Here is a 7479-nt window from a genome sequence, read left to right as displayed (position 1 = left end):
GTGGAGGAGGGGAGTGGTGCCGCGCAGGGGTGTCCCCGCAGGACGAGCGCGCAACCGGGGCCGATGGCGTCGGACCGGCCCCGGTGCGCGAGCCGAGGAGACACCCCTGCGGGGCACCACGGACCGCCCCGCCACCGCCGAGCCGCCCGCATACCGTTGAGCTGCCCGCAGGGCCACCGCATACCCCTCCGGAGGAGACATGGATCGACCCGTCCACGCCGCGCGAGCGACCGGCATCGCCACCCTCACCCTGGACTCCCCGGCCAACCGCAACGCCCTCTCCGCCGACCTCGTCGCAGACCTCCGCGCCGCGCTCGCCGACGCCGGGGCGGACCCGGCGGTCCGTGCCGTCCTGCTCACCCACACCGGCACCACCTTCTGCGCCGGGGCCGACCTCAAGTCTCCCTGCGCCCCGGCCGACTTCCTGGCCCTGCTCCGCGAGATCGCCGAACTGCCCAAGCCCGTACTCGCCCGCGTCACCGGCCACGTCCGGGCCGGCGGCCTCGGTCTGCTCGGCGTCTGCGACATCGCCGCCGCCGGACCGCAGTCCTCGTACGCCTTCACCGAGACCCACCTCGGCCTGGCCCCCGCCGTGATCTCCATGCCGCTGCTCCCGCGCCTGGACCCGCGCGCCGCGGCCCGCTACTTCCTCACCGCCGAGGCGTTCGACGCCGCCGAAGCCACCCGCATCGGCCTGCTCACCCTGTACGCGGAGAACGTGGACGCGGCCCTGGAACCGGTCCTCGCCGGCCTGCGCAAGGCCTCCCCGCAGGGCCTGGCCGCCACCAAGGCGCTGACCGCCGCCGCCGTACGCGAGACCCTGGACCGCGACGGCACCCGCCTGACCGAACTGTCCGCGGAGCTCTTCGGCTCGGCCGAGGCCCGCGAGGGCATCACCGCCCGCTTCGAGCGCCGCGCCCCGTCGTGGTCGCTGTGAGCCAGGCGGCCGAAGCACCCGCACCCAACGAAGCGGCCGCACCCAACGAAGCGGCCGCACCCGAGGCAGCACCCGCACCCGAGGCAGCACCCGCACCCGACAAAGCACCCGCACCCCAACCCCCACCCGCCGAGGCACCCCCACCCCCGCCCCCCGGCCCCAAGCAGGCCCGCAGCCGCGTCACCCGCCGCCACCTCCTCGAGGCAGCCGTGTCCTGCCTGGCCGAACACGGCTGGGCGGGCTCCACCGTCGGGGTCGTCGCCGAGCGGGCCGGGGTCTCCCGCGGCGCGGCCCAGCACCACTTCCGCACCCGCGAGGACCTGTTCACCGCGGCCGTCGAGTACGTCGCCGAGGAGCGGTCCACCGCCCTGCGCGACCTCTTCCACGCCGGCCCGGCCGCCCGCCCCGCCGTGGTCGAGGCGCTCGTCGACCTGTACACGGGCACCCTGTTCCGGGCCGCGCTCCAGCTGTGGGTCGCCGCCTCGAACGAGGAGCAGTTGCGCCCCAGGGTCACCGAACTGGAGGCCCGGGTCGGCCGGGAGACCCACCGCATCGCCGTGGAGCTGCTGGGGGCGGACGAGTCCGTACCGGGCGTACGGGAGACCGTGCAGGGCCTCCTCGACATGGCCCGCGGCCTGGGCCTGGCCAACGTGCTCACCGACGACACGGCCCGCCGCGACCGCGTGGTCGCCCAGTGGGCCCGCATCCTCGACGCGACCCTGGGCTGAGCCGGGCCCGGTCCGCACCCGAAGGGCGCCGCACCCCACCACGGGGGTACGGCGCCCTTCATACGTACGCTTGCCGGCCGGATCAGGCCGTGCCGGCGATGTCCGCGTAGCCCTCGATCTGCTGCGGGTCACGCCGGCCGGGGCCGATGTAGCGGGCCGACGGGCGCACCAGGCGGCCCGTGCGCTTCTGCTCCAGGATGTGCGCCGACCAGCCGGCGGTACGGGCGCAGCTGAACATCGACGTGAACATGTGCGCCGGGACCTCCGCGAAGTCCAGCATGATCGCGGCCCAGAACTCCACGTTGGTGGCCAGCACCCGGTCGGGGCGGCGCGCGTGCAGCTCCTCCAGCGCGGCCTTCTCCAGCGCGGCGGCCACCTCGTAGCGCGGCGCGTCCAGCTCCTTGGCCGTGCGCCGCAGCACGCGCGCACGCGGGTCCTCGGCGCGGTAGACGCGGTGCCCGAAGCCCATCAGCCGCTCGCCCTTGTCGAGGGCCTTCTTCACGTACGCCACCGCGTCGCCGGTGCGCTCGATCTCCTCGATCATGCCGAGCACCCGCGAGGGCGCCCCGCCGTGCAGCGGACCGGACATCGCGCCGACGGCGCCCGACAGGGCCGCCGCCACGTCCGCGCCGGTGGAGGCGATGACGCGCGCGGTGAAGGTGGAGGCGTTCATGCCGTGCTCGGCGGCCGAGGTCCAGTAGGCGTCGACGGCCTTGACGTGCTTGGGGTCCGGCTCGCCCCGCCAGCGGATCATGAACCGCTCGACGACGGACTCCGCCTTGTCGATCTCCCGCTGCGGGACCATGGGCAGGCCCTGGCCGCGGGCGGACTGGGCGACGTACGACAGCGCCATGACGGCCGCGCGGGCGAGGTCGTCGCGGGCGGTCCGCTCGTCGATGTCCAGGAGCGGTTTCAGACCCCACACCGGGGCGAGCATGGCGAGCGCGGACTGCACGTCGACGCGGATGTCACCGGAGTGGACGGGGATCGGGAAGGGCTCGGCGGCGGGCAGTCCGGGGTTGAACGCACCGTCGACCAGCAGGCCCCACACGTTCCCGAAGGACACGTGTCCGACGAGGTCTTCGATGTCGACACCGCGGTAGCGGAGCGCACCGCCTTCCTTGTCGGGTTCGGCGATCTCCGTCTCGAACGCGACGACCCCTTCGAGCCCGGGTACGAAGTCGGACATCAGGCGGCTCCTCAGATAGTGCGAACACGCGCGGCTCCCGGCGTGATTCGCGGTCCGGCGCGGTCATCCCCGTTGATGCCCGGCACGGCCGATGGTCATCCGTGCGGGGACCGTCGGACCGGCCCCAAGATTTTGTCCGTTCCGGCTGGACTGCGGAAGCGTGACATACGGCACACCCGCGGCGGGCGCACTGCGGCAGGATGACCGGCGTGACCCATCAGGACCTTGATCCCGCCCTCATGCGCAAGCAGTACCGCTCCGAGATCGTGCCCGAGGAGAGCCTCGCCGACGATCCCATGGACCAGTTCGCGCGATGGTTCCAGCAGGCCGCCGTCGCGCACGTCTTCGAGCCCAACGCGATGATCGTCTCGACCGCCACGGCCGGGGGCCGTCCGAGTTCCCGCACGGTGCTGCTGAAGCAGTTCGACGCGCGCGGTTTCGTCTTCTACACCAATTACGGCTCCCGCAAGGGCCGTGACCTCGCCGAGAACCCGCAGATCGCCCTGCTGTTCCCCTGGCACCCCATCGCCCGCCAGGTCATCGTGACCGGCACGGCCGCCCGGGTCGGCCGCGACGAGACGGCCGCGTACTTCCGCTCCCGCCCGCACGGCTCGCAGCTGGGCGCCTGGGCCAGCGACCAGTCGCAGGTGATCGCCTCGCGCGCCGAGCTGGACCGCCGCTACGCGGAGCTGGAGCAGCGCTATCCGGAGGGCGAGCAGGTCCCCGTCCCGCCGGAGTGGGGCGGCTACCGGGTGGTCCCGGACGAGGTGGAGTTCTGGCAGGGCCACGAGAACCGCCTCCACGACCGGCTGCGGTACGTGCGCGACGGCGCGGACGCCGCCAAGTGGCGCGTCGAGCGGCTCTGCCCGTAGGCCCGCGAAGCGCGTAGGCCCGCGAAGCCCGAAGGTCCGCGGGTACCTGGAAAACAGGCGACCCGCGGGCTCGGGTCCCTCCCCCTGCAGTGGGGAGGGGCCGGCCGGACGTACCGGCGAGCCCGCGGGTCGGGTGACTGCTTGGGATTGGCGCCTGGCGTTCCCGCCGGGCACCGCACTGGGTGCGTGCGACGACGGGCGCTTTAGCCCGCAGCCACCTCACGCGTCCGGTTTCCGTACATTTCGGGAACCACCTCCCTTCTCGTGTACGGCAGAGCCTAGGAGCCCGTCCGGCGGGGCACAACCTGATTTTTTCCGGACCCGCCCGAGAGCCCGGTCCGTCCCGCCGCTCCGGCCGAAACGGATCATTACGGGGTATTCGGGGGAACGGGGTGTGGGCTGCGTCACGTTCCAGTTCAATGATCTGACGTGCCGCACACGCGAACACCTGCTGGGGGTGCCAGGTGACTGCTTCCGGACGTGACGAGACCACCGACGACGATCTGCTCGCAGCGCTGCTGGACGGGATGGACGCCGCCCTGTGCGCGTTCGACTCCGACGGCGTGATCACCCACTGGAACCGCGAGGCCGAGCGGATCCTCGGCTGGTCGGCCGCCGAGGCCGTGGGCCGCAAGGGCTTCGAGGGCTGGGCGGTGCGGGCCGCCGACGCGCAGGACGTGCAGGAGCGGCTCATGTCCGCCCAGGACGTGCCCGGCCGGCAGGTGCACGAGTTCGCGCTGGTGACCAAGGACGGCGGGCGCGTCCTCGTACGCACCCAGTCCGCCGGGGTGCCGGGCGCGGACGGGAAACCGGCCGGCGTGTACTGCGCCTTCAGCGAGGTGCACGCGCAGATCGACCTGGAGCGGTCCATCGCGCTGAGCGAGGCCCTGCTGGAGGACGCCGCGTGGGGCGTCGTCCTCGTCGACGTCGACCTGCGGCCCGCCGTGGTCAACGCGCACGCCGCGCGCGCCCTCGGCGCCGGGCGCACCGCGCTGCTCGGCCGCCCGCTGGGCGAGCTGCTCCTCCAGGGCGTGGAGGAGCTGGAAGGCGCCCTCCAGCACGTGCTCGCCGAGGGGGCGCCGCCTGCCCCCGTGGAGCTGTGGGTGTCCGTGCGGACGCCGGAAGGGGCGCGGCGCCGGTGCCTGCGCTGCGGGTTCCTGCGGCTGGCCTCGCCGCTCGCGGAGGAGCCGGTGCCGCTCGGGGTCGGCTGGCTGTTCCAGGACGTCACCGAGGCCCGGCAGGCCCAGCTGGACACCGCGCAGCTGCGGTTCCGCTCGCACCAGCTGCACCGCGCGGGCCGGGCCGCCGCCGAGTGCGAGGACCCGGCGGAAGCGGCGGCCGTCCGCCTGGACTTCGCCCTCGCGGGCTTCGCCGAGCACGCGCTGCTGGACGTACTGGACCTCTCGGCCGGTCCCGAGCGGCGCCGGCTCGTCCGCTCCGCCGTCTCGCCGCCCGCACTGCCGGGGCCCGGGGCGATCCCCGTGCGCTACGAGGCCGGGCACCCGGCGCTCCAGGCGCTCGACCGGATCGGCTCGGTGCGCACGAGCGCCCCGCGCGGGGCGGCGGACCCGGAGTGGGCGCGGGCCCGCCACTGGCCCGAGGGCGCGGCGCACGTGCTGTGCACGGTGCTGCGCAGCCGGGGGCGGACCCTGGGGGCCGTGACCTTCGTACGGGGCCCCTCGCGGGCCGCCTTCGAGGGGCCGGACGCGGCGTACGCGGAGGAGGTCGCGGGCCGCATCGCCGCCGACCTGGACCTGGCGGCGGGGACGGGAGCGGCGATGGGGACGCGTGCCCCGTAGCCGCCGGCGGCCGGAGCCGGAAGGGGCGGCCTAGTGGCGGAAGAAGATGCGGTCGCCGTACTCCTGCATCACGCGGCCGTTCCACTCGTGGCCGCCGTCGACGTTGCCCGAGCGCAGCAGCGGCGGCTCGATCCCGCGGCCGGCCAGCTCGCCGGCCGCCGCGGCCATGACCGCCTGCATGATCGCGCTGGTCACGACGGTGGAGGCGGGGGCGAAGGGCGCGTCGATGCCGTCGAGGCTCAGCTCAGCGTCACCGACCGCGATCTTGCTGTCGAGGACCACGTCGCAGTGGTCCTTCAGGAAGCTGCCCGAGACGTGCCGCGACTTGGTCCCCGTCGCGTACGCCACCGAGGTCACGCCGATCACCTTGAGGCCGATGGCCCGGGCGTTCATGGCCATCTCCACCGGCAGCGCGTTGCGCCCGGAGAGGGAGATGATCACGAGGACGTCGCCGTCGGAGGCGGGGCTGCTGTCCAGGACGGCGCCGGCGAGGCCGTCGACCCGTTCCAGCGCACTGCCGAGCGTCGCGGGCATGACATCGATGCCGGCCGTGCCCGGGACCGCGAGGAAGTTCATCAGGGCCAGCCCGCCGGCCCGGTAGACCACGTCCTGGGCGGGCAGCGAGGAGTGCCCGGCGCCGAAGGCGAACAGCCGGTTCCCGCCGGCCACGGCGTCGGCGACGAGGACGCCGGCCTCGGCGATCCGCGAGGCCTCCTCGTCGCGCACCCGCTCCAGCAGGCCGATGGCTGCGTCGAAGAACTGACCGGCCAGCTTGCTCTCGCTCATACGCCGATGGCCTTCCGGGGGTCGGGGCGGGTTGACGGGGTGGGTCCGTGTCCGCCGCTCACCGTGCGGTCTGGACCAAGGGCGTGTCAATACGAACGTCAATCCCGGGGAAGATCTCCGCCGCCCGTGTCGCGGAGATGTCCGGGAGAGGGCTTGACGCTCGGTACGGGACGGTTCTCCGCCCGATGCGTCAGAATTGGGGGCAGGGCCAGCGCACGCAATCCGAGGGGCACGAATGTCCGGACTGATCGACACCACGGAGATGTATCTCCGCACCATCCTTGAGCTGGAAGAGGAAGGTGTGGTCCCCATGCGCGCCCGTATCGCCGAGCGGCTCGACCAGAGCGGTCCGACGGTGAGCCAGACGGTGGCGCGGATGGAGCGGGACGGCCTGGTGGCCGTGGCAAGCGACCGGCACCTGGAGCTGACGGAGGAGGGGCGGCGGCTGGCGACGCGCGTGATGCGCAAGCACCGGCTGGCCGAGTGTCTGCTCGTCGACGTCATCGGCCTGGAGTGGGAGCAGGTCCACGCCGAGGCCTGCCGGTGGGAGCACGTGATGAGCGAGGCGGTGGAGCGGCGGGTGCTGGAGCTGCTGCGTCACCCGACCGAGTCGCCGTACGGCAACCCGATCCCGGGCCTGGAGGAGCTGGGGGAGAAGGCCGAGGCGGACCCGTTCCTGGAGGACGGCATGGTCAGCCTCAACGAGCTGGACCCGGGCGTCGACGGCAAGACCGTGGTCGTGCGCCGGATCGGCGAGCCGATCCAGACGGACGCCCAGCTGATGTACACGCTGCGCCGGGCGGGAGTGCAGCCCGGCTCGGTGGTGAGCGTGACCGAGTCCCCGGGCGGGGTCCTGGTCGGCAGCGGCGGCGAGGCCGCCGAACTGGACGCGGAGGTCGCCTCGCACGTGTTCGTGGCGAAGCGCTGATCCGTTCCGGTGCGGGCGTCTGGTGTGGACGTCTGGTGTAGGCGTCTGATGTAGGCGCCTGGTGTGGACGTCTGGTGCAGACGTCCGATGTGGACGTTCGATGTGTGGATGTGGTCGGTCCCGGGGGCGGGGGGGGCCGGGGCCGGGGCGCCCCGGGGGGGCGGGGGGCCCGGGGGGGTTTTCACAACGGTGGGGGGCGGCGGGGGGGGGGGGGGTGTTATGCGGGGGGTACCTGGGGGA

7 protein-coding genes are annotated in these 7479 nt (G+C 73.7%); 5 read left to right on the top strand and 2 right to left on the bottom strand.

The window, feature by feature from the left end:
- Window positions 1-199 precede the first annotated feature (199 nt).
- Complete coding sequence (locus ACFWP3_RS41095; protein ID WP_384231942.1) at window positions 200-937, top strand: enoyl-CoA hydratase family protein; 738 nt, start codon at window positions 200-202, stop codon at window positions 935-937.
- On the top strand, window positions 934-1665 hold the full coding sequence (locus tag ACFWP3_RS41090) for a TetR/AcrR family transcriptional regulator (RefSeq protein WP_384231940.1): 732 nt from the start codon (window positions 934-936) through the stop codon (window positions 1663-1665). Before ACFWP3_RS41095 ends, ACFWP3_RS41090 begins: the two co-directional genes overlap by 4 nt.
- Window positions 1666-1747: 82 nt before the next feature.
- On the opposite strand, the gene ACFWP3_RS41085 is transcribed toward ACFWP3_RS41090, so the two are convergent.
- A complete protein-coding gene (locus ACFWP3_RS41085) occupies window positions 1748-2854 on the bottom strand; it encodes a citrate synthase 2 (RefSeq protein ID WP_384231937.1) in 1107 nt (368 codons plus the stop codon).
- A 200-nt stretch (window positions 2855-3054) separates the two neighbouring features.
- Between ACFWP3_RS41085 and pdxH the strand changes: the two genes are divergently transcribed.
- Both pdxH and ACFWP3_RS41075 read left to right on the top strand, forming a co-directional pair.
- Complete coding sequence (gene pdxH / locus ACFWP3_RS41080; protein WP_384231934.1) at window positions 3055-3726, top strand: pyridoxamine 5'-phosphate oxidase; 672 nt, start codon at window positions 3055-3057, stop codon at window positions 3724-3726.
- Window positions 3727-4190: 464 nt separating this feature from the next.
- Window positions 4191-5525: a PAS domain-containing protein gene (locus ACFWP3_RS41075; RefSeq protein WP_384231931.1), complete on the top strand. Its 1335-nt coding sequence runs from the start codon at window positions 4191-4193 to the stop codon at window positions 5523-5525.
- A gap of 30 nt (window positions 5526-5555) precedes the next feature.
- Here ACFWP3_RS41075 and ACFWP3_RS41070 read toward each other — a convergent pair whose 3' ends face one another.
- Window positions 5556-6311 carry an SIS domain-containing protein gene (locus ACFWP3_RS41070; RefSeq protein WP_384231929.1) on the bottom strand — a complete coding sequence of 252 codons (756 nt, stop codon included), beginning with the start codon at window positions 6309-6311 and terminating at the stop codon, window positions 5556-5558.
- Window positions 6312-6546: 235 nt separating this feature from the next.
- On the opposite strand from ACFWP3_RS41070, the gene ACFWP3_RS41065 reads away from it, so the two are divergent.
- On the top strand, window positions 6547-7239 hold the full coding sequence (locus tag ACFWP3_RS41065) for a metal-dependent transcriptional regulator (RefSeq protein WP_362303314.1): 693 nt from the start codon (window positions 6547-6549) through the stop codon (window positions 7237-7239).
- Window positions 7240-7479: the final 240 nt, after the last annotated feature.

This window comes from Streptomyces sp. NPDC058525 (genome assembly GCF_042719495.1).
In the GTDB taxonomy this organism is placed as follows: Bacteria; Actinomycetota; Actinomycetes; order Streptomycetales; family Streptomycetaceae; genus Streptomyces.
Note: the sequence above shows the minus strand (reverse complement) of the source record. Positions and strands in the feature narration are given on the sequence as shown.

Bases quoted from the DNA above. Each gene is read 5' to 3' on its own strand.
- ACFWP3_RS41095 (WP_384231942.1), top strand. From the start codon at position 200: ATGGATCGACCCGTCCACGCCGCGCGAGCGACCGGCATCGCCACCCTC.
- ACFWP3_RS41085 (WP_384231937.1), bottom strand. From the start codon at position 2,854: ATGTCCGACTTCGTACCCGGGCTCGAAGGGGTCGTCGCGTTCGAGACG.
- pdxH (WP_384231934.1), top strand. From the start codon at position 3,055: ATGACCGGCGTGACCCATCAGGACCTTGATCCCGCCCTCATGCGCAAG.
- ACFWP3_RS41070 (WP_384231929.1), bottom strand. From the start codon at position 6,311: ATGAGCGAGAGCAAGCTGGCCGGTCAGTTCTTCGACGCAGCCATCGGC.
- ACFWP3_RS41065 (WP_362303314.1), top strand. From the start codon at position 6,547: ATGTCCGGACTGATCGACACCACGGAGATGTATCTCCGCACCATCCTT.